A 26,070-nucleotide genomic window follows, 5' to 3' on the forward strand; every position below is an offset into this window, starting at 1 on the left:
CCCTAATTTATAAGACATTCCCCAGTGTCTTGAACAACTTCCATCCCTAATTAAATTGACATAAATTGTCCCCTTCCCTAGACCATCCTGTGTGATGGTCTATTTTGTTTTCTAAATAGTTTATTTAGCTTTTTCTGCTTACTTTCGTAAAAGCAATCTATATTTAAATAGATACTTTTCATGCAAAATATTCAGAAAATATTGTCAAAATAGGTAGTTTTTCGGTACAATTAATGTAGAAAGTAATTTCACAAAAATAAGGAGGGGGTTTTATTGAAACAAACAAAAGCAATCTTAATTGCATTATTTCTCGGTTTAGTTGTCGGACTCACTTTAAATTTAGCTGCACCATCCATTTTTGAACCATTAAATCAATATGTGTTCAATCCACTTGGTCAATTGTTTATTCGCCTCATTAAAATGCTAGTTGTCCCTGTTGTATTCATTTCTATCGTACTTGGAGCTGCTGGTCTTGGGGACCCGAAGCAACTTGGAAGAATCGGTTTAAAATCAATTTCATTCTTTCTTGTAACTACAGCCGTTGCCATCTCTATTGCAGTTACATTTGCACTGATTATACAACCAGGATCTGGTGGTAATTTTAAAACCGAAGGGCTTAAATATGAAGGTGCAAAAACCGAAACATCTTTCGTCGATACATTGCTAAATATCGTACCAGATAACCCAGCAAAAGCGATGGCTGATGGAAACATGTTACAAATTATTGCCTTTGCCGTATTAATTGGACTTGGTATAGCTATTTTAGGAAAACGTGTCCAAAGTATTCATTCATTACTTGAACAGGGCAACGAATTAATGATGTATCTCGTTAATCTCGTTATGAAATTAGCTCCAATCGGAACATTTGGGTTGCTTGCTTCATCCGTCGGTAAAATGGGTCTTGCAGGCGTCGCTGCGATGTTCAAGTATATGATTGTCGTTATGCTAGTACTTATTATTCACGGCGTCTTCGTATATGGTGGCTTATTAAAAGTATTAGCAAAAGAAAGCATTGTCCGTTTCTTTAAACATTTCGGACCAGTAATGGCGATTGGATTTAGTACATCTAGCTCTAATGCATCTCTTCCATTTGCAATGAAAACCGCACAAGAGAAGCTTGGTGTTCCAAAAGCAATCAGCTCTTTTGTACAACCACTAGGTGCAACAATTAATATGGATGGTACTGCCATTATGCAAGGTGTAGCAACTGTATTTATCGCTCAAGTATACGGCGTTGAACTTACTATTTCCCAACTAGCTGTAGTCGTATTAACTGCTGTACTAGCTAGTATCGGCACTGCTGGTGTACCAGGTGTTGGCCTTGTAATGCTGACGATGGTTTTAAATCAAGTCAATCTACCGGTAGAAGGTATTGCCTTAATTATCGGTATTGACCGCATTCTAGATATGTCAAGAACAGCTGTAAATATTTCTGGTGATGCAATTTGTGCAATGATTGTCGCAAAATCAGAAGAAAAATATAATACAGATCAATCTGCCGCATCTTAAATCAAAAAAAGGAGTGAAATGATTCACTCCTTTTTTGATTTACTTCCCTTTTTCGAACGATATTCTTTTCCTTTATTATCGTTACCAGTTTCAAATTCTGCACTAAACTCTTGTTGAAATTGCCCTGATTTCGGTGAGCTTTGATTTCCGCTCCCTTTACTACCATTTCGATTTGTCATATTTCTGCCCCCTTCCTTTATTAGTAGTATGTTACATATTTTCTTTTTTATAATCTTTTACATACGAAAAAAGACCTTCCTCATATAAGGAAAGTCTTCTTTTTCGGAGTGTAAGCGTTTTCTTACTTATAATAACTTAAATAAGTTTTTTAGAAATAGATATCATTATATTCATTTCTTCTTCTGAGAGCGTAGAAAATCTTTCTTGCAAATATTGTTTTTTTGCACCTTCCATTTTTGCAACTAAATCTTTTCCTTGTTCAGTAATCTCCAAATATACAACTCGGCGATCTGACGTAGAACGTGAACGAGTTACAAAACCTTTATTAATTAATTTTTCTGTAACAGCTGTAATATGACTATTCGACACATTTAACTCATTCGCCACACGTGATACCATTTCTTTATTCGTACGATTCAATATTCTAAGAACGATGAACTCATTCCACGGTATGTAACCACCAAATATTTTTCCAATATCATTACGCAACGTGCGGAACATAGCAAAAACATTTGTCGATAGTTCTTCCATTAATTGCTCTCGATTTTGAGACAACTTTGACAGCCCCTTTTATTTCATTTGATTAAATAAAAACCTTATTAATAATTTTACATGAAATCTTACTTTTTGTCACCTTATTTTCCCATAATTCGTAGTTTTTTAATAGATATTTCATGATAAAATGAAGTTGAATTTCCAAAAAAAGGAGTTAGGATAATGGGTGAAGAAGACAAATTTTCGAATTTCAATCTAAAAGATAAAACTTTGATTATTGGTTTTGTTATTCTGTTCCTCATTGTAATTTTTGCATTTATATTTTTTGTATATGTAGGAATCTTTCATATTACTGGTGTAGAGTATAGGTCGCGCACTGCCTTACTTCTATTTTTTTTATTAATTACTTTCTTAGACGGTATTACATTTTTCATCTTCGGTTTCTTCAAGGCACTGCTATATCCAATGACACAAAACATGCCAAATTGGCTTTCTATTACTCTTTTCGCAATCATTGAAATTACGCTAGATTGGTTCGTCATTCATACCGCTGACGATTGGATAGAGAGCGTGCAACTATCCAACATAGCTGAATTATGTGTCGTACTATTCTTTTTCCTATTAAGTAAATTATTAAGTGACAAGAAAGAGTAAGAATACAAGCTTTTCTATATAAAAATTGGTACAATGAAAACAAATCATACGAAAGAGGTGTTACTTATGAACTTACAAAAATGGGCTGATAAAGGTATGTCCTTTGATACATATGTGAATGAAATGAAAGTAAATCAATACGAGCTACTGCACATTTACAATAACTTTTTAATTCCAAATGAATTACTTCCTGTATTAGAAGAACGTCAAAATGATGGCTGGCGTGTTATCGTATTAACAGCTGATTGGTGTGGCGATGCTCTTTTATGCGTGCCTGTTATGAAACGAATTTCTGAAGTTGCAAATATTGATATGTCATTATTAATTCGCGATGAAAACTTAGAATTAATGGATCAATATTTAACAAACGGAACAGCACGTGCGATTCCAATCTTTATTTTCATTGATAAAGATGGAAACGAACAAGCCGTTTGGGGACCACGTGCTCCAAAAGTACAAGAGTTAGTAACTTCAATGCGCGCTACATTGCCTGAAAAAGAAGATCCAACATTCGAAGAGAAACAAAAAGAAATGTACGCTAATTTCCGTGCCACATTAGCTGATGACACTTCTCTTTGGGAACATGTAATGGAAAGTATGATTGAGAAAGTAGTAAAATAAAACCTGCCGATTTCGGCAGGTTTTTTATTAAGCAAAATTACAATCCTTTTTCTGAGAATATGCAGCATCTACGCACTCTGCTAACCGTTCCATTTCACCCATATATACTGCACGGGTCATCCATCCAGTCAACTTATACATAATCTTATATAAAAAATTCTTCGGTTCAAATTCTATAATTAAAGTAAGTGATGTACCTTCCTCATCCTCTTCTAACATATAAGTTGCGGCTGTATAGCCTTGCTTCATTTCACATCCAATTGATACGATATAAGGTGCTTCACACTCTAAAATTTCTGCCTCAAGCTCATATATTTTCTTCCCCATCTTTTGCACGGATATATATTTATCACCTTCACGAGGATTATTTACATCTACATGTGGAGGATACCTATTTTCCACCATAAAGGTACTCCATTCCATTATTTTCTCGTCATTATTTACATAATCAAATACAACATCAATTGGTGCTGGAATTACTATTTCTATTGCAAAACTCACTAAACTGCCCCTCTCAAATACACTATCGATTTCCTTAAAATTATTATATCGACATCATTATGTCATATTTCATATGGTGAAATACAAGTATATGAGAGTAAAAATTTTCTCTCACGATAAAAAACACCCTATAGAATAGACTTTTTTCAAATGTCTATTCTATAGGGTGTTACCAAGAATTTATTTCTTACATAATGAAGAAATAGAATACCGCAGCTAAAATGAAACGGTAGTAAGCAAACGGTGTTAGTTTTACACGAGATAATAATTTTAAGAATGAAACAATTGCAAGCATTGCAACAACGAACGCCGTAATAAATCCTGTTGCAAATAGCGGTATATCAGCCGCACTTAATATATCCCAGCTTTTAATTAAATCTAAGCCACTTGCAGCTACCATCATTGGTACTGCTAAAATGAATGTATATTCAGCTGCCGCTGTATGTGACACGCGAGCTAATAAACCACCACTTATTGTAGAACCAGAACGAGAAAATCCTGGCCAAAGCGCTAAACATTGGAACATTCCGATTGTAAATGCTTGCTTATATGTGATTTCATCTAATGTTCTTGCTGTACTTGGTTTTGAAAACTTCTCAGCAACAATCATTAAAATACCACCAGCCACTAAGCTAATGACAACTGGGCCTGGCCCAAATAAAACTTCTTTAATCGCACTATGGAACAATACGCCAAGTACGCCGGCAGGAATCATTCCGATAATAATATGTAATAAATTTAACGATGGTCCGTCTGTTACTTTCCCTATACCTACTAAAGACCATAGACGCTTCCAAAATATAACTACAACTGCTAAAATCGATCCCAATTGAATAACAACTTCGAAAACTTTCGCTCTCTCATCGTCAAATCCAAGTAAATGACCTGTTAAAATCATATGCCCTGTTGATGAAACTGGTAAAAACTCTGTTAAACCTTCAACAGCACCCATGATTATTCCAATTAACCAATCAGCCACGAGTAGTGCCTCCTTAATAACTAATAATATGTAATTTTTTCATACCTTACCATAATACCTTATCCCCTTTCAAAGTGCATCCTTTTTTATAGTCAAACCGTAGTTTTAATAAACTTATTCCTTTTCTATTTTTTGATTAAATTGTATGATAGTAAGAGTTTTCTTTTTTACGTAGAAAGGGGATTTTATGAAAGAAACTAGTACATTCTCACAAAAATTAAAACAATTTGTATTACTATTTTTCCCGATTTTTGTTACGCAAATGTCATTATTTGCAATGAGCTTTTTTGATACAACAATGTCAGGACATGCAAGCCCTATTGATTTAGCAGGGGTTGCTATCGGAACGAGTATATGGATTCCAGTTAGTACGGGATTAACAGGTATTTTGATGGCTACAACTCCAATTGTTGCGCAACTCGTTGGATCCAAGAAAAAAGAAGATGTTCCCCAAGTCGTCATACAAGCAGTCTATTTAGCAATTTGCGCTAGCTTCGTCGTTATACTTATTGGATTTTTCGCTGTTACACCCATTTTAAATGGCATGCGATTAGAAGAACCGGTAGAACGTATTGCAGCACAATTTTTAAGTATTATTGCAATTGGAATTATTCCTTTATTTACTTACACTGTTTTACGTGGATTTATTGATGCATTAGGAAAAACTCGCACAACGATGATTATTACGTTACTATCATTACCTATTAACGTAATATTAAATTATGTATTAATTTTTGGGCATTTCGGTTTTCCAAAACTCGGTGGTGTCGGAGCAGCAATTGCTTCTACAGCAACCTATTGGTGCATTTTAATTATTACCGTTATGATTATTCGTACGAAAGAGCCTTTTGCATCTTTCCATATTTTTAAACAGTTATATCACCCTTCTCTTTCTAGTTGGAAAGAGTTCTTAAAACTTGGCGTCCCTATCGGATTTGCTATCTTTTTTGAAACGAGTATTTTCGCTGCAGTAACACTTATGATGAGTAATTTTAGTACGACAACAATCGCAGCTCATCAAGCAGCTATGAACTTCGCTTCCTTGCTATATATGACGCCTTTAAGTTTAGCAATGGCAATGACTATCGCTGTTGGATTCGAAGTTGGAGCGAAACGATATAATAACGCAAAACAATATGGGTTTATTGGGATTGGCTTAGCACTTGCATTCGCCCTATTATATTCCATTCTTCTTTACTTCTTTGATGATGAAATTGCTTCTATTTATACGACAGATATACAAGTTCATCATTTAGCAAAAGAATTTCTTATATTTGCGATTTTATTTCAAATTTCAGATGCAATTGCAACTCCTGTACAAGGGGCACTACGTGGCTATAAAGACGTAAATGTTTCCTTAATTATGACATTAATCGCTTATTGGGTAATCGGTCTCCCTCTCGGTTACATATTAGCAACGTATACGGACTGGGCAGCAAAAGGATATTGGATTGGTCTTATTATCGGTTTAGCATTTGGCGCCACCTTCCTTCTTATCCGTCTCTTTCAAGTTCAAAGAAAATATACAATAGAAAACCGCCGCTCACGATAGAGGGCGGTTTTCTTTATGCATATTTTTTCTTTAAACGTATAACATAATGAAAAAGAAAGGTGGATACATATGGACGAAAAAGAAAAAAAGCAATCATTCGACGAAGAATTCGCCCCTGAAATTTCACCTGGATATCGGCAAGATGTACATAAGCCACCTAAATATAAAAACACTTCGTTTTTAATGGGTATTACCATTTTTGCTGCTGTATTACTCGTGCTTATCATTTTCGTTTATTTTTGATGAAAGGTGGTTTATTATATGAAGAAACAAAATTCCAATCGTTCAAAAAGAATTGTGAAAACAGAAAAAGGGTATGCAGGTGATTCGGTTCTTACTCAGAAACAAGTCGAGCAAGGAAATTTATATATTGCTCAAAAAGAAATTGGTCAACAAAATGAAAACCTTTAGAATCCCTCGAAGAACTGAGGGATTTTTTTATACCGCTATTTATGGTACTGGTTCATATTTCTCTTTATTGTACGTACTGTTTTTGTTCTAACACTTTAAATATATGATTAACCTTTACAATTTTCATTTCATAATTCAATTTCATTTCGCTTCTCTTACCATTTTCAGTACCCGCCACGTACGCTACAGTTTGATAGAGAAAATTTTCATCCGTCACTTCACGTATCTCCTCGTTTGTAAATTTATACTCTAAATCCTGAAAACGATTTGGATAATAATTTTTTATTAATTGCTCATACCCTCTATTTACAAATATTTCTTCACCTTTTCGTTTCACATCTTCTTTATTATGAATTTCAAAAACTGATAGTTGTTCTGCCGCAAAATGTTCTCCTACCTTTTTCATTTCATTATGAGTTAAAACTTCTATGCTTTTGTTCTTTAATTCCTTATTTAATCCGTACTGATCAATCGGTTTATAGCTAGCAAAAACTTCTTCTTTATATGACCAAAACAGTCCAAAAACGATACATAGAGAAATGATTACTATTCTTTTCTTCGTAATTCTCCCGCCCTTCTTCATAATGATAGTTATATTTTAACATATAGAAAGAAAATTCTGATATCATGGAGTGGAATAACTTAACTTAGAAACGAGGAACAATTATGGACTCTTACAAACAATATATTAAAGAAGCTCTACCTAATCTTTCTATACATTCCTATAAACAAAATGAGGAAGGATGGGATAATGTAGCGATTATAGTAAATGATGAGCTACTGTTTCGTTTCCCGCGAAAACAGGAATATGCAATGCGAATTCCATTAGAAAAAGAACTATGCACACTTCTCTCTTGTTCACTACATGAAATTGAAGTTCCAAAGTATCACCTATTCTATGAAAAGAATACTGATGCTATTCCGCTTTGTAGCTACTATACTCTCATTCATGGTGAACCTTTAAAAACAGAAATAGTTACTACACTAGAAAAACAAGAACGAAAAGCACTTATTACACAATTAGCAACTTTCCTTGCTGCTCTACATAGTATTCCTTTAAAAAGTGTTACAGCGTTAGGATTCCCTATTGAAAAAACACTTACCTACTGGAAAGAGCTACAAGCTAAATTAAATGAGTATGTTACTAACAGTCTAACTTCGTTCCAGAAATCAACCTTAAACCGTTTATTCGAGAATTTCTTTGCCTGTCTAGCTACATCTAAATTTCAAAATACAATCATTCACGCCGACTTTACACATCATCACATTTTATTTGATAAACAAAATAAAACCATTTCAGGGGTTATCGATTTTGGTGATGCTCAAATTGGAGATCCTGCCTTTGATTTTGCTGGGCTATATTATGATTTCGGACATAAATTTACTACATCAGTATATGAACAATACAGTACACTTACTTCACACCATGATCCATTACTCATTCACCGCATCACAAGTTTTTATCAATACAGTCCTTTACTACATAATATGATTTATAACTTTGAAACAAAGAATGAACTTGAATTTCTAGCAAGTATAGAACAACTGAAAGTAATACTGCAGGGATGAGATTACATTCTCTCCCTATATTCCCTCTCCTCATACATCATTAACTTTTTATCCATTTCAACAATGACTTTATATAGTTGAAATGCTTGTAAAATTTGCAGTTGAATCCCAAAAGGAGCATTCTGTTCTTTTAACCATTGAAATACTTGCGTTTCATCTTTCATTGATTATTCCTCCCTTTATTAAAATCTGCTACAAATATACGGTACATGATGAAAAGCTTTTCATGTCAATAACAAAAAAGAATGCAACATTGCATTCTTTAATGTACGATATTTTTCTTCTGTTTCGCTTCTTTCTTTACTTCTTCCCCTTGGCATTCACTACGAAATGCACAACTTATACACTCAGAACGAAAATGACGCTCTGTATAATGCTCAGGTTGCTGTAACATTTCTTTCATTCTAGATAAATGAGCCATTCCAGTTACAATATCTTCCGGTTTCGGAATGTAGTCATACGTAGTTCCTTCTATTAAATTAATAACTTCAATTTTCCCTGGAAGAATGCCGAAAGCTTTATAACTAAATACTGTCATTAACTTTTGACAAAGAGCAAGCATTTCCTCATCCGCATCGACAACATACTTTTTAATTACAAACGACTCAGTACTCCACTCACCAACTTCTAATGTCAATGACATGTGGACACCTAACTCTTCCATATATGTTTGAAATTTTTCATATAAAAATAACGGCGGTGTCTGACTATCATCTCTTTCAACAAACTGTAATAAGTGATCCGTTAGCTTCGCTAACACAATGTAATACTCCATCTTCGAAGCAAACATATTAATCCTTACTTTTTTCCAATACTTTTCTATTAATATTAAAAGTACAATTTTCGTTTGTTGGCCTGCCGGTAGTGTGTAATATTCGTTAATAATTCGATTCACAATCATTTGTGCGATTTGTTGCCATTCAAACGAAGAAGGTTCTCTTCTTTTTATATGACGAAAATAAAATTTATGCGGACAACGCATAAAATCATACAAATGATAATCTGTCATCGTTTTAATTGCGATTTTCTCATGCACTTGCTCTTCATCTCCCTTCTGCCATTAAGAAAGGTGTTTTACAAATTCAGCTCCAAACTGTAAACATTTCTCTACATCTTCATCTTCTGGCGTTAATTCTACTTTTAATCCTTCTAACACAACTTCTGCCCCGCGTTCTTTTAGCTTTTCTATTAAAATGTCAACTGCCACGCCATATTTTGGATAAGCCGAATCACATGATCCGAATACTGCCGCTTTTTTCCCAGTTAAATCAATAGAATCCATTGCGTCATAAAAATCTAAGAAATCATCAGGAAGGTCACCATCTCCCCAAGTGTATGCACCTAAAATAATTCCATCATACTGTTCTAACATAGAAGCTTCTGGTGAATCCATAATATCAATCACTTCAATTTCATTTTCAGTTTCACGAATCACGCCGGCAATATGATCAGCCATTTCCTCTGTATTTCCACTCATACTTGCAAAAATCATTACTAACTTACTCAACTGAACCTCTCCCTTTACTTTGTATCTCTTGTTCTGTTTGAATGCTCTTCTTCTCATCTACATATTCAGAACGAATTACATTTCGTTGCCATTCCATATGCTGATCAACTTCTTTATTTTTATCTTTTAATTCCCTCCGTAGAAGGTGAAATTTTTTTCTCATTAACATGTCGCATCCATCCTATTGATAATAATTATCAATTTCAACTACTTTTAGATTAATTGACATTGATTATCACTGTCAACAACTTTTTTAAAAAAAATGATTAAAATGTACAAGCTTGTCCGTTAGCTATTCATATACTATAAATAAGCATAGTTCTTTCTCAGCCCTCTCTGACGGAAAGAAATAAAAGCAACTGCGATAGAGCGCAGTTGCCTTTTTTTATCCCACTTTAATGGGCAGTAAAACCCCCACTGATTAAAGTTTCACTTTATACTTTTCTATGATTTCAATAATCTCATTGTTGTCTCTAAAAATAATTCCACTCCATAAATGAGAGCTGATTCATCTACATCAAATTTTGGATGATGATGCGGGTAGCAAGTATCTATCTTTTTATTACCAGTCCCTAATTTAATAAAACAACCAGGTGCTTTTCTTAAATATGCCGAAAAATCTTCTCCTCCCATAGAAGGTTCAAGCTTCACAACACGCTCATTTCCAAACAAATATAGTGCACTTTCTTCTACTACTTTCGTAATATATTCATCATTAATAACCGGATCATATCCATATCGATACGAATATGTATACGCCCCTCCATGTGCTTCTGTAATTCCTTTCACGATTTTCTCAATTTTCTCTTCGGCTTCTATCCTTAATGCTTGATTAAATGAACGAACAGTTCCCATTAAAGTTGCTGCACTAGGAATAATATTATCAGCCATCCCCCCATGAAACTGCGTAACCGAAACGACTCTTTGCATAAAAGCACTTGTATTTCTTGATACAATATGTTGTAAATTTGTAATAATCTGTGCTCCGATAGCAATAGGATCTATCGTTTCTTCTGGCCTCGCCGCGTGCCCTCCTTTCCCTTGAATTTCAACTGTAAATACGTCTGGTGCAGCCATCATCGGCCCATACGCAATGCCTATCTTCCCGCTCTCAAGTCCTGACATAACATGTAAACCTATTACATAATCAACACCATCCATTACGCCTGCTTCAACCATTTCTTGTCCCCCGCCGGGATACACCTCTTCTGCATGCTGAAAGAATAGACGAATCTCACCTACAAAATTTTCCTTTATATTTGATAGTACTTCTGCTGTACCCAACAAAATAGCCGCGTGAGCATCATGCCCACATGCATGCATTACACCTTTATTCACAGACGTATAAGATTTACTTGTCTCCTCTTGAATTGGCAACGCATCTATATCAGCTCGAATCGCAATCACTTTCCCTTGTTCGGTTCCTCTTTTAATTGCTAGTACACTATACTTCGTCGGTCTCGTTACTTCAAAAGAAGAAAATGAGCATACTGTATCATATATAAATTGCGAAGTTTCTTTTTCATGAAACGATAATTCTGGATACTTATGGAAATACCTTCTCCATTTCACGATATTTTCTTCCGAAATTAGATTCTTCCACACTCTATCCATGATAATTTCCTCCTTTTTAAAAGGGCTAAAAATGTAAAAGTTTACTTCGTCTCGAATGACTCATAAGCACAAATACTATATTTTACGTATTCTTCTAGTCCACTTTTATGTATTCACACAATCCACTTCCTATTTACATATCAAATCCATTACAAATTGATGCTGAATGTAATATAATTGCTAAGTTAGGGATTTTCTTTTTTAGTATTTAGTGCTAATATCAGAAAAGAGCCTTTTGACTTATTTTTACCTAAAATGTGGAATTTTGTTTTTTTCACAATAATGTAGGACATGATACCTACAAAGAGCTATTATTTCATTAAGAGAGGGAAAGACATGGAAAGATTAAAAGAGATATGGTCTCGACCACTCACACAATGGGTTGCAAAGACGGTTTATTACCTTGCAATTTTATTTGCATTACTTTGGTTGTATGGATTCCATGATACAAACACAAGTACATTTATTTACAATGAATTCTAGGGTGGGAACGTTATGAAGTTATTAGAACAAATTGAAAAGTGGGCTATTGAAACGCCTGATCAAACTGCTTTTGTTTGGCGAGATGCGAAAATTACGTACAAACAATTAAAGGAAGATTCTGATGCGTTAGCACATTGGATTTCTTCTGAGTATCCAGATGATCGTTCACCAATTATGGTGTATGGCCATATGCAACCTGAAATGATTATTAACTTTTTAGGATGTGTAAAAGCTGGACATGCTTATATTCCTGTAGATTTATCTATCCCAGCTGATCGTGTACAACGTATCGCTGAAAATTCTGGTGCGAAACTACTTTTATCAGGAACTGAAGTAACTGTAACTGATTTACCAGTTCGCATTGTAAGTGAGGACAACTTAAAAGATATTTTCTTTACTCATAAAGGGAACACTCCAAATCCTGAACATGCGGTAAAAGGTGATGAGAACTTCTACATTATTTACACATCAGGAAGCACAGGTAATCCGAAAGGGGTTCAGATTACTTATAACTGCCTTGTAAGTTTTACAAAATGGGCTGTAGAAGATTTCAACTTACAAACGGGGCAAGTATTCTTAAACCAAGCACCTTTCTCATTCGATTTATCTGTCATGGATATTTACCCATCATTAGTAACAGGTGGTACACTTTGGGCAATCGATAAAGATATGATTGCACGTCCAAAAGACTTGTTTGCTTCTTTAGAGCAATCGGATATACAAGTATGGACTTCCACACCATCTTTCGCAGAAATGTGTTTAATGGAAGCATCTTTCTCTGAGAGTATGCTACCGAACATGAAAACATTCTTATTCTGCGGTGAAGTGTTACCAAATGAAGTAGCTAGAAAATTAATTGAGCGTTTCCCAAAAGCAACAATTATGAATACGTACGGTCCAACAGAAGCTACTGTCGCTGTAACAGGTATTCACGTTACAGAAGAAGTGCTTGATCAATACAAATCACTTCCAGTTGGCTACTGTAAATCAGACTGCCGCCTTCTTATTATGAAAGAAGATGGAACGATTGCACCTGATGGTGAAAAAGGTGAAATCGTAATTGTCGGTCCAAGCGTAAGCGTTGGATATTTAGGAAGCCCTGAATTAACAGAAAAAGCATTTACTATGATTGACGGTGAGCGCGCCTATAAAACAGGCGATGCTGGCTATGTTGAAAATGGTCTTCTATTCTATAATGGTCGTCTTGATTTCCAAATTAAGCTGCATGGTTATCGAATGGAATTAGAAGAAATTGAGCATCATCTTCGTGCGTGTTCTTACGTAGAAGGAGCAGTTATCGTTCCAATTAAAAAAGGTGAGAAATACGATTATTTATTAGCGGTTGTTGTTCCTGGAGAACATTCATTTGAAAAAGAATTCAAATTAACATCTGCAATCAAAAAAGAACTCAATGAGCGATTACCAAACTACATGATTCCACGTAAATTCATGTATCAATCTTCTATTCCAATGACACCAAATGGAAAGGTAGATCGCAAAAAATTATTGAGTGAGGTTACAGCATGACCGCATATGGATCATTTTATTTTTTCGCTATAGTGGGCATTTTATTAATACCTACTATCATAGCTGGATTAAAAGGTAAAATGTTGCGTAAATATAATGCAGTATTAACATTAGTCATGATTGCTATTATCTTCTCAGATAAACCGAAGCAAGCGATTATGTTAGCCGCATTTATTATTTGGCAATATGCCCTAATTAAAGGCTATTTAATTTTAAGAAAACAAAATAATAGTACATTCATGTTTTGTATAGCTGTTATTTTATCGATTTTGCCACTTATTTTGGCGAAAATCGCACCATTTGTACCTGAATTGCATTTTATTGTTTTCGCAGGTATGTCTTATGTAACATTTAGAGCTGTACAAATGGTCTTTGAAGTTCGTGATAATTTAATTAAAGAACTTTCCTTCTTTAATTTCTGGGAATTCGTTTTATTCTTCCCTGCGATTTCAAGTGGACCTATCGATCGTTATCGTAGATTCCAAAAAGATATCCAAAAGCCACCTAGTGCTGAGGAATATCAAAATTTACTATATACAGGGCTTAATCGTATTTTCCAAGGTTTTCTGTATAAGTTTATAATCGCGCACTTGATAACAACATACCTTGTAAAGGCAGTATTCGCCAATCAAGATACACTTTTATCTAATGTGATTTTTATGTACGCTACTAGCATGCAGTTATTCTTTGACTTTGCAGGTTATAGTGCGTTCGTAATTGGTATCAGTTATATGATGGGAATTAAAACTCCTGAAAACTTTAATAAGCCATTCCTTAGTCGTAATATTAAAGACTTCTGGAACCGCTGGCACATGAGTTTATCATTCTGGTTCCGTGATTTTATTTACATGCGTTTCGTCTTTTTTGCAACGAAGAAAAAGTTAATTAAGAACCGTTACACTATTTCGTATATCGGGGCATTTTTAAACTTCTTCATTATGGGAATTTGGCACATCCAAGGAAGCGCTGTTGCGCAGTATGTTATTTATGGTCTATATCATGCCGCGCTGTTTATTTTATTCGATATTTTTGAACGAAAAAACAAGAAGCATAAGTTTTGGCCAAACAATAAATTTACACACGTCCTTGCGATTGTAATTACGTTCCACGTTGTATGTTTCGGTTTCCTCATTTTCTCTGGACACCTTAACAGATACTTTTAATGCACCCTTCTTATACCATTAAGAAGTTGCACATATAATATATTTCGGATATAAAGGAGATTTTAAAAATGGCAGAATTCAAAGAGCAAGTATTAGATATTTTAGAAGAAGTATGTGAAAACGATATTGTAAAAGAAAACTTAGATGTTCAATTATTTGAAGAAGGTATTCTTGATTCTTTCGCTGTAGTATCTTTATTAGTTGAATTCCAAGAGCGTTTAGATATTGAAGTTTCTATTTCTGATTTTGACCGTGACGAGTGGGCTACTCCAAACATGGTTATTAAGAAGTTGGAAGAAATCCGATGAACAAAGCAAAATTTGGTCCGATGCTTTTAGCATTGGCCCTTTTTGCTGTATTCTTACTTATTCCAACGCGCTTCCTACTTCCACTTTTAAGTGATGAAAAAGTAGAACAAGCTGCCACTTCTTTAAAAGAAGAAAAGATTCAAAGTATGATTTTACAGCAAAAGATGTTAGCAGACTCGAAATACCTTCCGATGTATGGTTCATCGGAATTCGCACGTATGGATGCTTACCATCCATCAAATTATTTCAAAGTAAAGCCTGAAGGATTCACACCATTCCTACTTGGACGTGGCGGAACACAAGACCTTGTACATGTATTAAACTTTGCATCTACGATGGATCAATTGAAGGATAAGAAAATGGTATTCGTTCTTTCTCCGCAATGGTTTGTGCCACAAGGTATTGATGAAACACACTTTGCACCTAACTTTTCAAAGCAACAAGGTTACCACTTCATTTTCAACGATGATGTAAAACCTGAAATGAAAAAGCAAATTGCAAAGCGTTTATTAAACTTTGAGATCGTTAAGAAAGAAACTTTACTTAAAATTTCGCTTGAAGGTATCGTTTACGATGATACAAAGCATAAAATAAAAGCACTTGCTGCTAAACCTTTCGCTTATATTTATCGTAACATTTTAGATCGTAAAGATTTATTTACAGCTATGTTTAATATTAAACCGCATAAAGAAAAACTTGACCCGTCATTAAAACAAATGAGCTGGGAAGAGGCTCGTAAACATGCAGATCAAACAGGTGCAGCAGAATCTGGATCTAACAATTACGGTATTGAAGATGGTTACTTCAACAGCAAAATCAAGAAGAAATTAAAGCAACGTGAAGGTTACTTAAAAAATGATGCTTATGATCAATCGCCAGAATATGAAGATTTACAAATTGCACTTGATTTATTAAAACAATCTGGTGCAAAACCACTCTTCATTTCTGTTCCTGTAAAAGGTCCTTGGTACGATTACGCTGGCTTCCCGAAAGAACGCCGAGAATTGTACTATAAGAAAGTTCATGAGCAAATTGAGAAAGCTGGCTATCCAATTGCCGACTTCTCAAATCATGAGTATGATAAATACTTCTTAAAAGATCACATGCACTTAGGTTGGAAAGGCTGGGTTTATATTGATGAAGCCATCCAACAATTTTATAAAGCAAACTAAAGAAAAGACCGCTTGAATTATTCAAGTGGTCTTTTTCTATATACATTTTGCAATTGTTCAATTACGTTATCTGCTTCTTTCATCACTCGCTCCACTACATGCTGAGCTGATTCTATTCTTGCTAATGATGACGCTTGTCCTGCCCAAAGTGACATATATTCTCCATTATTTTGCTTTGCTGCTTGTTGGCGTATTTTAGAGGTTAATACATTTTGCACCGGATACATCGGAAGGTCTTCTTCTTTCCCTTCATGCTTCTCTATAAATTCATTACGAATACCTCGTGCATATTTCCCGGAAAACGCACGAGTCACAGTTGTACTCGTATCTGTACTACGTAAAACCGCTTTTTTATACACGTCATGTGTAATACTCTCTTCACTCGTTAAAAAGGCTGATCCCATTTGAACAGCTTCTGCTCCCAGTGTAAATGCCGCAACAAGCCCTTGCCCGTTCATTACACCACCTGCTGCAACAATCGGGATATGCGGAACTGCTGCTACTAACTGCGGAATTAATGCGAACGTCCCAATCATAGCGTCCTGTTCTTTCCCGATAAACGTTCCTCTATGGCCCCCTGCCTCACTACCTTGACCGACAATAATATCTACTCCTAATTCAGCAAGTACTTTCGCCTCTGCCACATGAGTAGCTGTTCCGATGACTTTTATTCCGCTTCTTTTCAAGTCATTTATTTCTTCTTTTTCTAACGTTTGAAATGCAAAGCTAACGACTGGCACGTTTTCTTCTACTAATACTTGTAATTGTTCTTTATAACTTTTTGGAAGCTTTAACTGTTCTTCTTCCTCTATACCGAATTCTCTATTCACTCCGCTAAGTAATCCCTTGGCCAAGTTTATCTTCTCTTCTTCTATTTGTATCTCTTTCGTTAATAGTAAATTAACACCGAAAGGCTTATCTGTTCGTTCCCGTATTTTATAAATCGCTTCACGAATTTGTTCTGGGCTCATATAGCCTGCTCCAAGCGTTCCTAATCCTCCGCTATTACTCACAGCTGCAACGAGTTCTGGCGTCGTAATCGCACCCGCCATACCGGCTTGAATGATGGGATACTTAATTTGTAATGTATCTATAACTCGACTTGTAAACATCATTTCTCCTCCTATTCCCTTTATATCTTCTTTATTTGACAAACTTTCCCCTTCTTTTACAAGGATTGAACTTCCTATGAAGCGAATATATTGAAAGTGAAGGAGGCTGAAAACAATGATATATCCAAATGCATTACAACAAGGTGATACAGTAATGATTATTGCACCGTCCGGCCCACCAACAATTGAAAATGTATTAAAAGGTGTAAAGGTATTACAAGAAATGGGTTTATCTGTAGTAATCGGGAAGAGTGTCTATGAGAAATATGGATATTTAGCTGGAAGGGATCAAGTCCGGCTCAATGACATACATGAAGCATTTTCAAATCCTGAAGTAAAGGCTGTTTTCTGTGCACGAGGTGGTTACGGTAGCGCTCGTCTCCTCCCTCACATTCAATATGAAATCATTCGGCAAAATCCAAAAATCTTTTGGGGATATAGCGATATTACAGCTTTACATACTGCCTTTTCACGTTATGCAAAGCTTGTTACTTTTCATGGCCCAATGGTAGAAGAATTAGGGAAAGGTGTAGATTCTCTTTCTTTATCTTCTTTCAACCAACTATTTCACCCATATTCAACCATCTTATCTGCTTCAGAATGTATCGTACCTAGCTCTTCCCGTACAGTTACAGGTCAGTTAGTTGGAGGCAATTTAGCGGTGTTAACGAGTATCATTGGCTCCTCCTACGAGATAAATACAGCCAATAAACTTTTATTGCTTGAAGACATTGGGGAAGAACCATATCGCATTGACCGTATGTTAAATCAGCTACTTTTATCTGGAAAGTTTCATGAATGTAGTGGTGTTATTTTTACAAGTTGTCATGACTGCACTCCTTCTAAACCATCTCAATCATTGCAAACAATACTATATGAATATTTCACTTCATATGCTATACCTGTCCTATTCGGTTTACCGATTGGACATATAAGCCCAAACATTGGGATTCCTCTTGGAGCTACAGCGACAATAAATACAAATAATAAAACACTCTCTATTTCTTCTGGCATAGCCACTCCGTGTTCAAATTAAAAAGGAAAAGCGATTATGCTTTTCCTTTTATCCCGCTTTAATGGGCAGTAAGACCCCCACCTCAAAATGCAGCGAAAGCAAAGAAGTTAGGTGGGGGTCGGGCTGCCCATTAAAGCCCGATTGGTTCAACTAATAATCAGTGGGGGATGAAGAAAACCCCCACTGATTAAAGTTTCACTTTATTTATAATAGTTAAAAATTCGTCCAGATGCGATATCTGCAATTTCTTCTGGAATAAATGTTTTACTTATATCAGTACCGACATTTAATACTGCTGTAGCATCTTTCTCAATGCTACTAAATAATTCTTTCCCACGTATCGTAATAAGGGGTGTTCCTTCTGGCAACACGTCTTTTACAAATTCCATTTGTGTAAAGAACGGAACGATCCATCTACCCTCTCCTTGGAAATGACGCAAGCGAAGTATTCCTTCTGTTGCCCCTTCCTCTGCTTCTAGTGAGCCAGCAACATAAAACTCAGTAGATAAGAGCAATTCATAAAATTCCTTTTGCTTTTGTTTGTCATCCCCTGCTACAACAAGTACTTCTTCTATTCTCTTTACCGGAATTTGCTCCATATGATGCCACCCCTATTTTCAAAATGATTGTACTTAAATTATACGAAATATTCTTATTTTTTTCTACATAATTCGCAATTATTTTCTTAAAATAATTTTAATGCTTCGTTTGGCTGTAATTGAAATAGAAAACCAAGTTGTTGCGATGCAGTAATAAAACAAATATAAGCGCAAAGCTCTACAATTTCTTTTTCCGTCCAATATTGTTTCAATACATGAAACATATTATCATCTATCGCCTTTTTGTCATGAATAAATGTATGCGCAAAAGTTACTGCTACACCAATTTCTTCTACCTTTTGCATATCATCAGGCCTTCCCTTTGCCATACAGTACGGGCATTCATTCCCGTACGCTAATGTTCTCCTCACTTGTTCCTTCAGCTCTGCTGAAAGAGTTCCTTTATTGTACAGTGTATTTTCTAATGTACTCCACGAATGTAATATTTCCGGATTATGACCTAATAACTTTTGAAACTTTGTATCTCCTACATTTGATAATGAAATTCTCTCCATTATTTTCCCTCCTATTCCCTTCAGTTTTATTGTAAAATAAATAAAGTTCTCTTTACATTTCATATGAATCTTAATTTATATTTTTCCTTTACAAAAATTATCATTTTACTGGAGGTATATTTACAAATGCAACTAGACCGTGTTGATCGAAAAATTTTAAATGAATTATATAATGATAGTCGCCTTTCCATGCGTGAATTGGCGAAACGAGTAAACTTATCTGCTCCGTCTACTGCAGAGCGTGTTCGTAAACTCGAAAGTGAAGGCGTGATCCAAAAATACACAATCGATATCGATTATAAAAAAGCAGGACTTGTTTTAGACTGTATTTTAGAAATCACTTTAAAAAACGGGGATACAACACGTATGCAACAGTTTATTCAGTCCTATCCATCTGCAAGTTTTTGTTACCGCGTAACAGGAAGCTTATGCTACATTGTAAAAATTTCTGTTCCTTCACTCGTTGAACTTGAAGAATTTATTAATGATGTCTCTTCATATGCAACGACTGTTTCTCATATCGTATTATCAGAAATATCTCTTACCCCTGATATTGAACATATCTTCCCAGAAGATTAATTAATTTTTATTCATAAAATATATAAAAACCCCTTACAATAAGAATAAAAATGATATATTATGTATTAAAATACATAAAGTTCGAGAAAGGGGCTTTACATTGAAAATCTGGTTTTATGAAAAAACGGGACAATTAGATGACTTGCTTGGCATTTGGGATAATGTTCCGACTATCCCTCGAATTGGTGAAAAAGTTGAGATTTTAAAAGCAGTTCGTACTGTTACAGATATTAAATATGTAAAGAACGGCAATAATTTTCGTGTGGAAATTATTACAAAGTAAAAAGTAGCTCACAAAGAGCTACTTTTTACTTATCTATTATGTGCTTTCTTTATAACGATTTTATCGTCTTCTACAGATACTGTTACATAATCATTTTCTTCTAATTGGAGCTTATTTACAGCCTCATCTGGTAGCTCTACAGCCATCAATCTATCTGTTACAATCACTTGACTATACACTTCATTTCCTTCTGATGCACTCACTACTTTTTCCTTATTTATGAAGCGCACTGGTGGCACACCCACTTCTTTTACCATACGCCATTGTTTCCAAACGTAAGGAATTAACCAAAGTAATCCAACGACTGTAAGACCGATACCGATCCATAAATTACTTTGCGCTTGTAATTCAGGAATTGAAATGGCGCTGCTCTCTTCTCCGCCGACAAATTGCATACTTGTTGCAATGAAATTATTTAGAGCGTGTACAGCAATATTCGTCCATATATTTTTCGTCTTTATGTATAAAAGACACATTACAATACCAAACATGAACGCACCAATAACATCAAAATGCCCTAAGCCAAAAATAACGGAAGATATAATGACAGCTTTTTTAATACCCCATTTATAAGCCATTCGCTGTAAAAAGAAGCCTCTAAAAATAACCTCTTCCATAATAGGTGCTAACACACATGCTGAAATGAAAGTAAATATCGTCATATATATGTTACTCGTATTAATAACATTTCCATCTTCTAACATAGTAACTAAGAAATTCGGTAACGTATGTGCTAATATGTAAAATTGAATATGAGATATACCAACTGAAAAAATCATTCCCATTATCGTTGCTAATACAATTAACCCCCACGGTAAACGTCCTGGTTTATCAAAAAAACTGTTAAATATAACATTATTTTTATTGGTTTTTACGTATAACCAAAATAACGGAAATACAAAAAACACAGTTATTTGTGAAATAACCTCCGTCGTATTCTCAGAAACATTTGATAGACCTAATGGGATCATCGTAAGGAAGAGTCCTATAATCATCCATCCAAAAAAACTGCGTAGTCTTATGCGTGAAAATGCATCGTGCATATCGAACACCTCCAAAGATAGTAAAAGTACATGTTCAGATAACTAAATTATAATATGAATATAGTTGAAATTCTTCCTATTTTTCTCAAATACTTTTGAACACCATATATAGTAATCATTCTTTTCTTTCGGTTGAAATATACGAGAAAGTTATGTAATAAAAATCCCCGTTTTTACAAGCGGGGATTTCTTTTATTATAATACGTCACGTTTTTGGAATAATGCACTTGATGCTACAAGTAATACAACAAAGTATGCAGCTACAAGTAATAATGAAGTTGTAAATGTAAACTCTGTAAATGTTGGTTCTATTCCGCCACTTACTAGCTTATTGCTATCGTACACACTTAAATTTAAATGGAAGAACACTACAAACTTCGCTACACCTTTTGCAAACATCATCAGTACCATATTAATTGGTCCTTGTAAAAAGAAGAGGAACATCGTAATAATTAATGGTAAGACAGACTTTCTAAATACGTTTGCTAAGAAAAATGCAAGCGTCGCAAAGAAGAACGGTGAAAGTACTTGATATAAAGTAGATTTCATTACGATTCCTATCGTTAATTCTGTTTTACTACCATCCATTGCAATTCCGCCAATAATCATTGAAATAATCGTGTTAGCAAATATGATAAATACTATAGTAAGTAACACTGTAATATATTTAGAGAATAAAACTGTCATTCGTTTTCTTGGACGAATTAATAACTGCTTAATTGTACCTTTTTGGAATTCATCCGTAATTATACGAGAAGCAATCGTAATGCCAAAAATCGTTGCAAACAAAGTAATTAAACCAATCTCTGAACTTGCAAAATCTAAATATGATCCTTTAAATTCAGTTCCATCTCCCCATTTCAGCATCGCTAAAACTCCCAAAATTTCCAATACTGCAATAACACCAATTAAAATATACATACCTTTTTTCGCATGCAACTTTAAAAATTCATTTTGAATTAATTTAAACATTACGCTTTCACTCCCCCTGTAATCGCTAAGAACTCATCCTCTAACGTTTTATTTTGAACGGTAACTCCGTATACAAGCACATCTTCATTCACAAGTTTCTTTACAAGTTGTGGAATTTCTTCTTTCTTTACAGATACTACAATGACATTTCCTTGCGCCTTACCTGTAATGATTTCATTTGCTTTCTGAACTTTATCTACTTCAAACGCTACAACTACTGTCTCATCATGTTTTGCTTGTTCATGTAAGTTGTATTCTTGTACAAACTCACCTTGCTTAATAATAACGACGCGATCACACATAAGTTCAATTTCACTTAATAAGTGACTTGATACGATTACAGCAATATTCTCTTCTTTCGCTAAACGTTGTAAATAATCACGAATTTGGCGAATACCAGCTGGATCTAATCCATTTGTCGGCTCATCTAAAATTAAAATTTTCGGCTGATGCAGTAATGCCTGTGCAATTCCTAAACGTTGTTTCATACCAAGTGAATATGTTTTCACCTTTTTATGAATTGCATGCTCTAATTCAACCAGTTTTACAATTTCAGCAATGCGCTCTTTACTAATTGGTGTAATTGCCATGTTCGCAAAATGCTTCAAGTTTTGCATTCCTGTCATATAATCATATAGTTCAGGATTTTCTACAATCGCTCCAATTTGCTCTAGCGCCTTTTCACGCTCCGTACGAATACTATGACCACAAATTGTAATATCGCCCTCTGTCATTGAAATAAGACCTGTCATCATACGAATCGTTGTTGTCTTACCGCTACCGTTCGGTCCAAGGAACCCGTATACTTCCCCTTCACGAACTTCAAATGATAAACCACGAATAATTTCCGTTCCACCAATCCTTTTTCGAACATTCTCTAACTTTACTACTACGTTTCCCAATGCTGATTCCTCCTTTAGACTTCTAGTTTTTTATCGATAATGCGACCTGTTATATAAACAAGTAAAACAAATATACCGATTGAAAAAGCAATACTATATAAATTTATAAAATTTTCTGGATATAGTATAAGATTCATATCCACCGTTTCATCTATATAAACGATTTTTTTAATAATATTAGGTATAGGCGCAAGTCGACCCAGCATTTCATATATCAGATTGATTACTTTCGTTACTAGTAAAAATAAGAAGAAAATAATTACATACTCCATTTTTTTCTTTTTCAAAGAAAATACTTTCACACCAGCTACTGTAAAAAGTAAAACTAACAATATACTTGATAAATTAAATACATATAACACGCTACTAAATAACTGCTTTACCATATCTAGTGTAAGTGTACTTTCGGTGAATAACAATTCATGGAGTTCTGTACCTTTTATTACTTTCATCGAAATACCATAGAAAAACATAGCACCTATTAATTCAAAACACATTAAGCTAATTGCTGCATATGACAATATTGCTAAAACAATTTTTTTACCAGATATCGGTGTTAACCGAAATAATGTACTTTCAGTCATTTTCCCAAACGCAGACATCGCCTGCAGAAATACTAATACCGCAAAAATTAAATAAACTAAGAATACTAAAGCAATTGTAATCATTTGCCTTACTTCTCCTGATTCTTGTTTAATATAATTCCCCATACTTACAAAAGCGACAGCCGCAATAAATATGAATGACAATAACGAAATGAAAATTTGTTTTTTATTCGCATTGTACATATATATTAAACTGGCCTTCATCTACTAAACACCTCCTTAAACAAATCCGTAACAGCTTTCCCTCGTTGGAAACGTAATTCCTCTACATTTTCATGCAGTACACTTTCACCATCTTTTAAAAAGATTACTTCGTCAAAAATATTTTCCACTTCTCCAATTAAATGTGTTGCAATTAAAATGGTACAATCTTCGCGATAAAACTGTAAAATAAGTTCTAATATGTGTTCTCTAGAAACGAGATCAATTCCGCCCAGCGGTTCATCTAGTACGTATAACTTCGCTTTCCGAGAAAACGTTAAAATAATTTGTAGCTTTTCAACCATCCCTTTTGATAAAGCTGTAATTTTTTCTTCTAACGGTATTTTAAATTCCGCAACCGTATCTACCGCTTTTTGAATGTCGAAATCTTTATAAAAATCTCGATAGAAAAATAAAGAATCTTTTACCGTCATCCAATCATCAAATACTGGTTTATCCGACATAAAAGAAACAATTTCTTTCGTTTCTAATCCTACTTTTTTACCAGCGATTGTAATACTCCCTTCGGAAGGATGCTGCAAACCAGCAATCATTTTCAATAACGTCGTTTTCCCGCTCCCGTTATCTCCAACGAGTCCAACAATTTTCCCTTCCGTAATCTCAATGCTTAATTCACGGATTACTGCTTTTAACCCGTATCTCTTCCATAAGTTTTCTATTTTTAATAGCTCTGTCATTCGCTCTCCTCCCTTTTCTCATGTAATGAAGAACGAAGGATTGTAAGAATTTCTTCTTCTGAAAACCCTAAATTGTCCATTCCATCTATAAAAGAATGAAGTAATTCTTTCGCCATCTCTTTTCGCAGCTCCATAATTTTCTCCCCTTCATTCGTTACATATCTTCCCATTCCTCTACGTGTTACAACAACCCCATCTCGTTCGAGCTCTTGAAATGTACGCTGGATCGTATTTGGATTTACTTGTAATTCACTCGCTAATTCACGCACAGAGGGAATTTTATCACCAGGCAACAAATGTCCTGTTACAATTTCTTTTTTTATGTATTCCATTACCTGAATGTAAATTGGTATATTTGGAGAAAACTCTATTTTCATTTCTTCCCTCCTTTTGTATTGGTGTACTAGTTAAATAATACACTGATACAAAAGGGTTGTAAATACCCATTTACTTACAAAAAAATTCTATCCAGCTAACGGATAGAATTTTTCAACAGAAATCGTTATACGAAAATAATAGTGTTATGTAAACAAAACCATAAAGAAAAGCTGTCTTATCAATGAATAAGACAGCTTTTCTTTATGATCATATATTAAAAATTAAACACGAAATCATCGTCCGATAACTTTTCGACGTTCGTTGCTTTTACGTAACCATTTCCTTTTACAGAGAAGAAATCATGGTTTTTCGTATCTGTACGTAAACCATTTAAAACGATCGGGTTAATTTCTTCTTCTTCAAACTTCGGCTCAAGTCCTAAGTTCATAAGTCCTTTATTCGCATTGTAACGAACGAAACGATTTACATCCTCTACAAGACCGATAGAAGTGTAAATTTCTTCTGTGTATGCCATTTCGATTTCATATAGTTCCATTAATAACTCTTGTGTTTCTTTTTGCACTTCTTGTTGATCTTCTGCAGAAAGTTCCGCGAAGATTTGTTGTGCTAAAATACCAACGAATACGCCGTGAATTGACTCATCCTTTACCTTCACATAGATTCGCTACTCCTATGCCGTTTACACAGCTTACAGTTTCCTGCAAGAAGAGACTATATCATCTACCTTCTCAGGTAGCCCTCCATTTCGATTTAAGGGATTCTCACCCACCGCTTGGCCCTACTCCTATTGCGGAATTTCACCGCCATTGGGATAGTCGTTGAACGTTCCTTTATCTACGTATCGCACCCACCACTGTTTATACAGTTTTCGGTGTCTAATACTTCCGTACATGTTATCGCTAGATAAAGGCTTCGCTGCTGATTGCCCTATCAGCTATTCTCCTTTCCATCTATTGATAGTT

34 protein-coding genes and 2 pseudogenes are annotated in these 26,070 nt (G+C 34.8%); 15 read left to right on the forward strand and 21 right to left on the reverse strand.

Annotated features, from left to right (window positions below; translation table 11 throughout):
* The first annotated feature begins 273 nt into the window (after positions 1-273).
* Positions 274-1,509 carry a dicarboxylate/amino acid:cation symporter gene (locus PDK19_RS19870; protein WP_000814819.1) on the forward strand — a complete coding sequence of 412 codons (1,236 nt, stop codon included), beginning with the start codon at positions 274-276 and terminating at the stop codon, positions 1,507-1,509.
* 23 nt (positions 1,510-1,532) lie between these two features.
* Here PDK19_RS19870 and PDK19_RS19875 read toward each other — a convergent pair whose 3' ends face one another.
* Together PDK19_RS19875 and PDK19_RS19880 are read right to left on the reverse strand one after the other, a co-directional pair.
* Positions 1,533-1,688 (reverse strand): hypothetical protein, encoded by a 156-nt coding sequence (locus tag PDK19_RS19875; protein ID WP_014893188.1) that lies wholly within the window; start codon positions 1,686-1,688, stop codon positions 1,533-1,535.
* 136 nt (positions 1,689-1,824) lie between these two features.
* A complete protein-coding gene (locus tag PDK19_RS19880; RefSeq protein ID WP_000081439.1) occupies positions 1,825-2,244 on the reverse strand; it encodes a MarR family winged helix-turn-helix transcriptional regulator in 420 nt (139 codons plus the stop codon).
* A 162-nt stretch (positions 2,245-2,406) separates the two neighbouring features.
* On the opposite strand from PDK19_RS19880, the gene PDK19_RS19885 reads away from it, so the two are divergent.
* Positions 2,407-2,838, forward strand: a complete 432-nt coding sequence (locus PDK19_RS19885) for a regulatory YrvL family protein (protein WP_000503436.1) — start codon at positions 2,407-2,409, stop codon at positions 2,836-2,838.
* Between the two features lie 33 nt (positions 2,839-2,871).
* Complete coding sequence (locus PDK19_RS19890) at positions 2,872-3,459, forward strand: thioredoxin family protein (RefSeq protein WP_116733374.1); 588 nt, start codon at positions 2,872-2,874, stop codon at positions 3,457-3,459.
* Positions 3,460-3,486: 27 nt separating this feature from the next.
* Here the strand turns inward: PDK19_RS19890 and PDK19_RS19895 are convergent, their stop codons facing one another.
* A complete protein-coding gene (locus PDK19_RS19895; RefSeq protein ID WP_014893189.1) occupies positions 3,487-3,960 on the reverse strand; it encodes an SRPBCC family protein in 474 nt (157 codons plus the stop codon).
* A gap of 187 nt (positions 3,961-4,147) precedes the next feature.
* A complete protein-coding gene (uppP, locus tag PDK19_RS19900) occupies positions 4,148-4,939 on the reverse strand; it encodes a bacitracin resistance undecaprenyl-diphosphatase (RefSeq protein ID WP_000796248.1) in 792 nt (263 codons plus the stop codon).
* 187 nt (positions 4,940-5,126) lie between these two features.
* On the opposite strand from uppP, the gene PDK19_RS19905 reads away from it, so the two are divergent.
* The 3 genes from PDK19_RS19905 to PDK19_RS19915 all read left to right on the forward strand — a co-directional run bounded on the left by PDK19_RS19905 (position 5,127) and on the right by PDK19_RS19915 (position 6,902).
* Entirely contained in the window at positions 5,127-6,491 is a 1,365-nt protein-coding gene (locus PDK19_RS19905) for an MATE family efflux transporter (RefSeq protein ID WP_000665525.1), read from the forward strand.
* Between the two features lie 69 nt (positions 6,492-6,560).
* Entirely contained in the window at positions 6,561-6,734 is a 174-nt protein-coding gene (locus tag PDK19_RS19910; protein ID WP_000343559.1) for a hypothetical protein, read from the forward strand.
* Between the two features lie 18 nt (positions 6,735-6,752).
* Positions 6,753-6,902 (forward strand): hypothetical protein, encoded by a 150-nt coding sequence (locus PDK19_RS19915; RefSeq protein ID WP_000744619.1) that lies wholly within the window; start codon positions 6,753-6,755, stop codon positions 6,900-6,902.
* 64 nt (positions 6,903-6,966) lie between these two features.
* Here the strand turns inward: PDK19_RS19915 and PDK19_RS19920 are convergent, their stop codons facing one another.
* Positions 6,967-7,485, reverse strand: a complete 519-nt coding sequence (locus PDK19_RS19920; protein WP_270707897.1) for a biotin transporter BioY — start codon at positions 7,483-7,485, stop codon at positions 6,967-6,969.
* Between the two features lie 83 nt (positions 7,486-7,568).
* On the opposite strand from PDK19_RS19920, the gene PDK19_RS19925 reads away from it, so the two are divergent.
* A complete protein-coding gene (locus PDK19_RS19925; protein ID WP_270707898.1) occupies positions 7,569-8,471 on the forward strand; it encodes an aminoglycoside phosphotransferase family protein in 903 nt (300 codons plus the stop codon).
* A gap of 2 nt (positions 8,472-8,473) precedes the next feature.
* Here PDK19_RS19925 and PDK19_RS19930 read toward each other — a convergent pair whose 3' ends face one another.
* From PDK19_RS19930 to PDK19_RS19950, 5 genes are all read right to left on the reverse strand, one after another.
* Positions 8,474-8,635 carry a hypothetical protein gene (locus PDK19_RS19930; RefSeq protein ID WP_049110980.1) on the reverse strand — a complete coding sequence of 54 codons (162 nt, stop codon included), beginning with the start codon at positions 8,633-8,635 and terminating at the stop codon, positions 8,474-8,476.
* Positions 8,636-8,733: 98 nt separating this feature from the next.
* Positions 8,734-9,507: a hypothetical protein gene (locus tag PDK19_RS19935; RefSeq protein ID WP_000544549.1), complete on the reverse strand. Its 774-nt coding sequence runs from the start codon at positions 9,505-9,507 to the stop codon at positions 8,734-8,736.
* Positions 9,508-9,531: 24 nt separating this feature from the next.
* Positions 9,532-9,978 (reverse strand): flavodoxin, encoded by a 447-nt coding sequence (locus PDK19_RS19940; protein WP_000041158.1) that lies wholly within the window; start codon positions 9,976-9,978, stop codon positions 9,532-9,534.
* The gene (locus PDK19_RS19945) at positions 9,971-10,147 is read right to left on the reverse strand and encodes a hypothetical protein (protein ID WP_049110982.1); all 177 of its coding nucleotides are present in this window, start codon (positions 10,145-10,147) and stop codon (positions 9,971-9,973) included. The genes PDK19_RS19940 and PDK19_RS19945 overlap by 8 nt, the downstream gene beginning before the upstream one ends.
* Positions 10,148-10,422: 275 nt before the next feature.
* Positions 10,423-11,592 carry an amidohydrolase gene (locus PDK19_RS19950; protein WP_000376383.1) on the reverse strand — a complete coding sequence of 390 codons (1,170 nt, stop codon included), beginning with the start codon at positions 11,590-11,592 and terminating at the stop codon, positions 10,423-10,425.
* Between the two features lie 336 nt (positions 11,593-11,928).
* On the opposite strand from PDK19_RS19950, the gene PDK19_RS19955 reads away from it, so the two are divergent.
* The 5 genes from PDK19_RS19955 (at position 11,929) to dltD (ending at position 16,245) form a co-directional block, all read left to right on the forward strand.
* Positions 11,929-12,075, forward strand: coding sequence for a teichoic acid D-Ala incorporation-associated protein DltX (locus PDK19_RS19955; RefSeq protein ID WP_000440293.1), 147 nt, complete (start codon positions 11,929-11,931; stop codon positions 12,073-12,075).
* A 12-nt stretch (positions 12,076-12,087) separates the two neighbouring features.
* Positions 12,088-13,602 (forward strand): D-alanine--poly(phosphoribitol) ligase subunit DltA, encoded by a 1,515-nt coding sequence (gene dltA, locus PDK19_RS19960; protein ID WP_000770525.1) that lies wholly within the window; start codon positions 12,088-12,090, stop codon positions 13,600-13,602.
* Positions 13,599-14,765 (forward strand): D-alanyl-lipoteichoic acid biosynthesis protein DltB, encoded by a 1,167-nt coding sequence (dltB, locus tag PDK19_RS19965; protein WP_000127924.1) that lies wholly within the window; start codon positions 13,599-13,601, stop codon positions 14,763-14,765. The genes dltA and dltB overlap by 4 nt, the downstream gene beginning before the upstream one ends.
* A 68-nt stretch (positions 14,766-14,833) precedes the next feature.
* Complete coding sequence (dltC, locus tag PDK19_RS19970; protein WP_000807310.1) at positions 14,834-15,073, forward strand: D-alanine--poly(phosphoribitol) ligase subunit DltC; 240 nt, start codon at positions 14,834-14,836, stop codon at positions 15,071-15,073.
* Positions 15,070-16,245 carry a D-alanyl-lipoteichoic acid biosynthesis protein DltD gene (gene dltD / locus PDK19_RS19975; RefSeq protein WP_001030280.1) on the forward strand — a complete coding sequence of 392 codons (1,176 nt, stop codon included), beginning with the start codon at positions 15,070-15,072 and terminating at the stop codon, positions 16,243-16,245. The genes dltC and dltD overlap by 4 nt, the downstream gene beginning before the upstream one ends.
* Positions 16,246-16,262: 17 nt before the next feature.
* On the opposite strand, the gene PDK19_RS19980 is transcribed toward dltD, so the two are convergent.
* Positions 16,263-17,357, reverse strand: a complete 1,095-nt coding sequence (locus tag PDK19_RS19980) for an NAD(P)H-dependent flavin oxidoreductase (RefSeq protein WP_000495255.1) — start codon at positions 17,355-17,357, stop codon at positions 16,263-16,265.
* Positions 17,358-17,472: 115 nt separating this feature from the next.
* On the opposite strand from PDK19_RS19980, the gene PDK19_RS19985 reads away from it, so the two are divergent.
* Positions 17,473-18,393 carry a S66 peptidase family protein gene (locus tag PDK19_RS19985; protein ID WP_074567994.1) on the forward strand — a complete coding sequence of 307 codons (921 nt, stop codon included), beginning with the start codon at positions 17,473-17,475 and terminating at the stop codon, positions 18,391-18,393.
* A 179-nt stretch (positions 18,394-18,572) separates the two neighbouring features.
* On the opposite strand, the gene PDK19_RS19990 is transcribed toward PDK19_RS19985, so the two are convergent.
* Together PDK19_RS19990 and PDK19_RS19995 are read right to left on the reverse strand one after the other, a co-directional pair.
* A complete protein-coding gene (locus PDK19_RS19990; protein ID WP_000435209.1) occupies positions 18,573-18,971 on the reverse strand; it encodes an SseB family protein in 399 nt (132 codons plus the stop codon).
* Between the two features lie 86 nt (positions 18,972-19,057).
* The gene (locus tag PDK19_RS19995; protein ID WP_124878256.1) at positions 19,058-19,549 is read right to left on the reverse strand and encodes a carboxymuconolactone decarboxylase family protein; all 492 of its coding nucleotides are present in this window, start codon (positions 19,547-19,549) and stop codon (positions 19,058-19,060) included.
* A 63-nt stretch (positions 19,550-19,612) separates the two neighbouring features.
* Between PDK19_RS19995 and PDK19_RS20000 the strand changes: the two genes are divergently transcribed.
* Together PDK19_RS20000 and PDK19_RS20005 are read left to right on the forward strand one after the other, a co-directional pair.
* On the forward strand, positions 19,613-20,065 hold the full coding sequence (locus PDK19_RS20000) for an Lrp/AsnC family transcriptional regulator (RefSeq protein ID WP_001175495.1): 453 nt from the start codon (positions 19,613-19,615) through the stop codon (positions 20,063-20,065).
* A 100-nt stretch (positions 20,066-20,165) separates the two neighbouring features.
* Positions 20,166-20,348 (forward strand): DUF3913 family protein, encoded by a 183-nt coding sequence (locus PDK19_RS20005; RefSeq protein WP_000708112.1) that lies wholly within the window; start codon positions 20,166-20,168, stop codon positions 20,346-20,348.
* Between the two features lie 29 nt (positions 20,349-20,377).
* Here PDK19_RS20005 and PDK19_RS20010 read toward each other — a convergent pair whose 3' ends face one another.
* The 8 genes and pseudogenes from PDK19_RS20010 to PDK19_RS27330 all read right to left on the reverse strand — a co-directional run.
* The gene (locus PDK19_RS20010) at positions 20,378-21,391 is read right to left on the reverse strand and encodes a CPBP family intramembrane glutamic endopeptidase (protein ID WP_000543562.1); all 1,014 of its coding nucleotides are present in this window, start codon (positions 21,389-21,391) and stop codon (positions 20,378-20,380) included.
* Between the two features lie 195 nt (positions 21,392-21,586).
* Positions 21,587-22,363: an ABC transporter permease gene (locus PDK19_RS20015; protein ID WP_000475446.1), complete on the reverse strand. Its 777-nt coding sequence runs from the start codon at positions 22,361-22,363 to the stop codon at positions 21,587-21,589.
* Entirely contained in the window at positions 22,363-23,265 is a 903-nt protein-coding gene (locus PDK19_RS20020; protein WP_000528823.1) for an ABC transporter ATP-binding protein, read from the reverse strand. Before PDK19_RS20020 ends, PDK19_RS20015 begins: the two co-directional genes overlap by 1 nt.
* A gap of 14 nt (positions 23,266-23,279) precedes the next feature.
* Complete coding sequence (locus PDK19_RS20025; RefSeq protein ID WP_000647932.1) at positions 23,280-24,074, reverse strand: hypothetical protein; 795 nt, start codon at positions 24,072-24,074, stop codon at positions 23,280-23,282.
* Positions 24,071-24,769, reverse strand: a complete 699-nt coding sequence (locus PDK19_RS20030; RefSeq protein WP_000137753.1) for an ABC transporter ATP-binding protein — start codon at positions 24,767-24,769, stop codon at positions 24,071-24,073. Before PDK19_RS20030 ends, PDK19_RS20025 begins: the two co-directional genes overlap by 4 nt.
* The gene (locus tag PDK19_RS20035) at positions 24,766-25,146 is read right to left on the reverse strand and encodes a GntR family transcriptional regulator (RefSeq protein ID WP_000687504.1); all 381 of its coding nucleotides are present in this window, start codon (positions 25,144-25,146) and stop codon (positions 24,766-24,768) included. Before PDK19_RS20035 ends, PDK19_RS20030 begins: the two co-directional genes overlap by 4 nt.
* Positions 25,147-25,361: 215 nt before the next feature.
* Positions 25,362-25,757 (reverse strand): annotated as a pseudogene (locus tag PDK19_RS20040) (ribonucleotide-diphosphate reductase subunit beta); the annotation flags it as partial.
* A 135-nt stretch (positions 25,758-25,892) separates the two neighbouring features.
* Positions 25,893-25,988 (reverse strand): annotated as a pseudogene (locus tag PDK19_RS27330) (nuclease); the annotation flags it as partial.
* Positions 25,989-26,070 lie beyond the last annotated feature (82 nt).

Source organism: Bacillus cereus group sp. BcHK124 (genome assembly GCF_027712065.1).
GTDB lineage: Bacteria > Bacillota > Bacilli > Bacillales > Bacillaceae_G > Bacillus_A > Bacillus_A pacificus.

Excerpts from the sequence above, each read along its gene's own strand:
- dltA (WP_000770525.1), top strand. The coding sequence starts at position 12,088 with ATGAAGTTATTAGAACAAATTGAAAAGTGGGCTATTGAAACGCCTGAT.
- PDK19_RS19890 (WP_116733374.1), top strand. The coding sequence starts at position 2,872 with ATGAAAACAAATCATACGAAAGAGGTGTTACTTATGAACTTACAAAAA.
- PDK19_RS19920 (WP_270707897.1), bottom strand. The coding sequence starts at position 7,485 with ATGAAGAAGGGCGGGAGAATTACGAAGAAAAGAATAGTAATCATTTCT.
- PDK19_RS20010 (WP_000543562.1), bottom strand. The coding sequence starts at position 21,391 with ATGCACGATGCATTTTCACGCATAAGACTACGCAGTTTTTTTGGATGG.
- PDK19_RS19990 (WP_000435209.1), bottom strand. The coding sequence starts at position 18,971 with ATGGAGCAAATTCCGGTAAAGAGAATAGAAGAAGTACTTGTTGTAGCA.
- PDK19_RS20025 (WP_000647932.1), bottom strand. The coding sequence starts at position 24,074 with ATGAAGGCCAGTTTAATATATATGTACAATGCGAATAAAAAACAAATT.
- PDK19_RS19955 (WP_000440293.1), top strand. The coding sequence starts at position 11,929 with ATGGAAAGATTAAAAGAGATATGGTCTCGACCACTCACACAATGGGTT.
- dltC (WP_000807310.1), top strand. The coding sequence starts at position 14,834 with ATGGCAGAATTCAAAGAGCAAGTATTAGATATTTTAGAAGAAGTATGT.
- PDK19_RS20000 (WP_001175495.1), top strand. The coding sequence starts at position 19,613 with ATGCAACTAGACCGTGTTGATCGAAAAATTTTAAATGAATTATATAAT.
- PDK19_RS19995 (WP_124878256.1), bottom strand. The coding sequence starts at position 19,549 with ATGAAATGTAAAGAGAACTTTATTTATTTTACAATAAAACTGAAGGGA.
- PDK19_RS19905 (WP_000665525.1), top strand. The coding sequence starts at position 5,127 with ATGAAAGAAACTAGTACATTCTCACAAAAATTAAAACAATTTGTATTA.
- PDK19_RS20035 (WP_000687504.1), bottom strand. The coding sequence starts at position 25,146 with ATGAAAATAGAGTTTTCTCCAAATATACCAATTTACATTCAGGTAATG.
- PDK19_RS19985 (WP_074567994.1), top strand. The coding sequence starts at position 17,473 with ATGATATATCCAAATGCATTACAACAAGGTGATACAGTAATGATTATT.
- PDK19_RS20030 (WP_000137753.1), bottom strand. The coding sequence starts at position 24,769 with ATGACAGAGCTATTAAAAATAGAAAACTTATGGAAGAGATACGGGTTA.
- PDK19_RS19915 (WP_000744619.1), top strand. The coding sequence starts at position 6,753 with ATGAAGAAACAAAATTCCAATCGTTCAAAAAGAATTGTGAAAACAGAA.
- PDK19_RS19980 (WP_000495255.1), bottom strand. The coding sequence starts at position 17,357 with ATGTTTACAAGTCGAGTTATAGATACATTACAAATTAAGTATCCCATC.
- dltD (WP_001030280.1), top strand. The coding sequence starts at position 15,070 with ATGAACAAAGCAAAATTTGGTCCGATGCTTTTAGCATTGGCCCTTTTT.
- PDK19_RS20015 (WP_000475446.1), bottom strand. The coding sequence starts at position 22,363 with ATGTTTAAATTAATTCAAAATGAATTTTTAAAGTTGCATGCGAAAAAA.
- PDK19_RS19885 (WP_000503436.1), top strand. The coding sequence starts at position 2,407 with ATGGGTGAAGAAGACAAATTTTCGAATTTCAATCTAAAAGATAAAACT.
- PDK19_RS19925 (WP_270707898.1), top strand. The coding sequence starts at position 7,569 with ATGGACTCTTACAAACAATATATTAAAGAAGCTCTACCTAATCTTTCT.
- PDK19_RS19945 (WP_049110982.1), bottom strand. The coding sequence starts at position 10,147 with ATGTTAATGAGAAAAAAATTTCACCTTCTACGGAGGGAATTAAAAGAT.
- PDK19_RS19910 (WP_000343559.1), top strand. The coding sequence starts at position 6,561 with ATGGACGAAAAAGAAAAAAAGCAATCATTCGACGAAGAATTCGCCCCT.
- dltB (WP_000127924.1), top strand. The coding sequence starts at position 13,599 with ATGACCGCATATGGATCATTTTATTTTTTCGCTATAGTGGGCATTTTA.
- PDK19_RS19875 (WP_014893188.1), bottom strand. The coding sequence starts at position 1,688 with ATGACAAATCGAAATGGTAGTAAAGGGAGCGGAAATCAAAGCTCACCG.
- PDK19_RS19930 (WP_049110980.1), bottom strand. The coding sequence starts at position 8,635 with ATGAAAGATGAAACGCAAGTATTTCAATGGTTAAAAGAACAGAATGCT.
- PDK19_RS19950 (WP_000376383.1), bottom strand. The coding sequence starts at position 11,592 with ATGGATAGAGTGTGGAAGAATCTAATTTCGGAAGAAAATATCGTGAAA.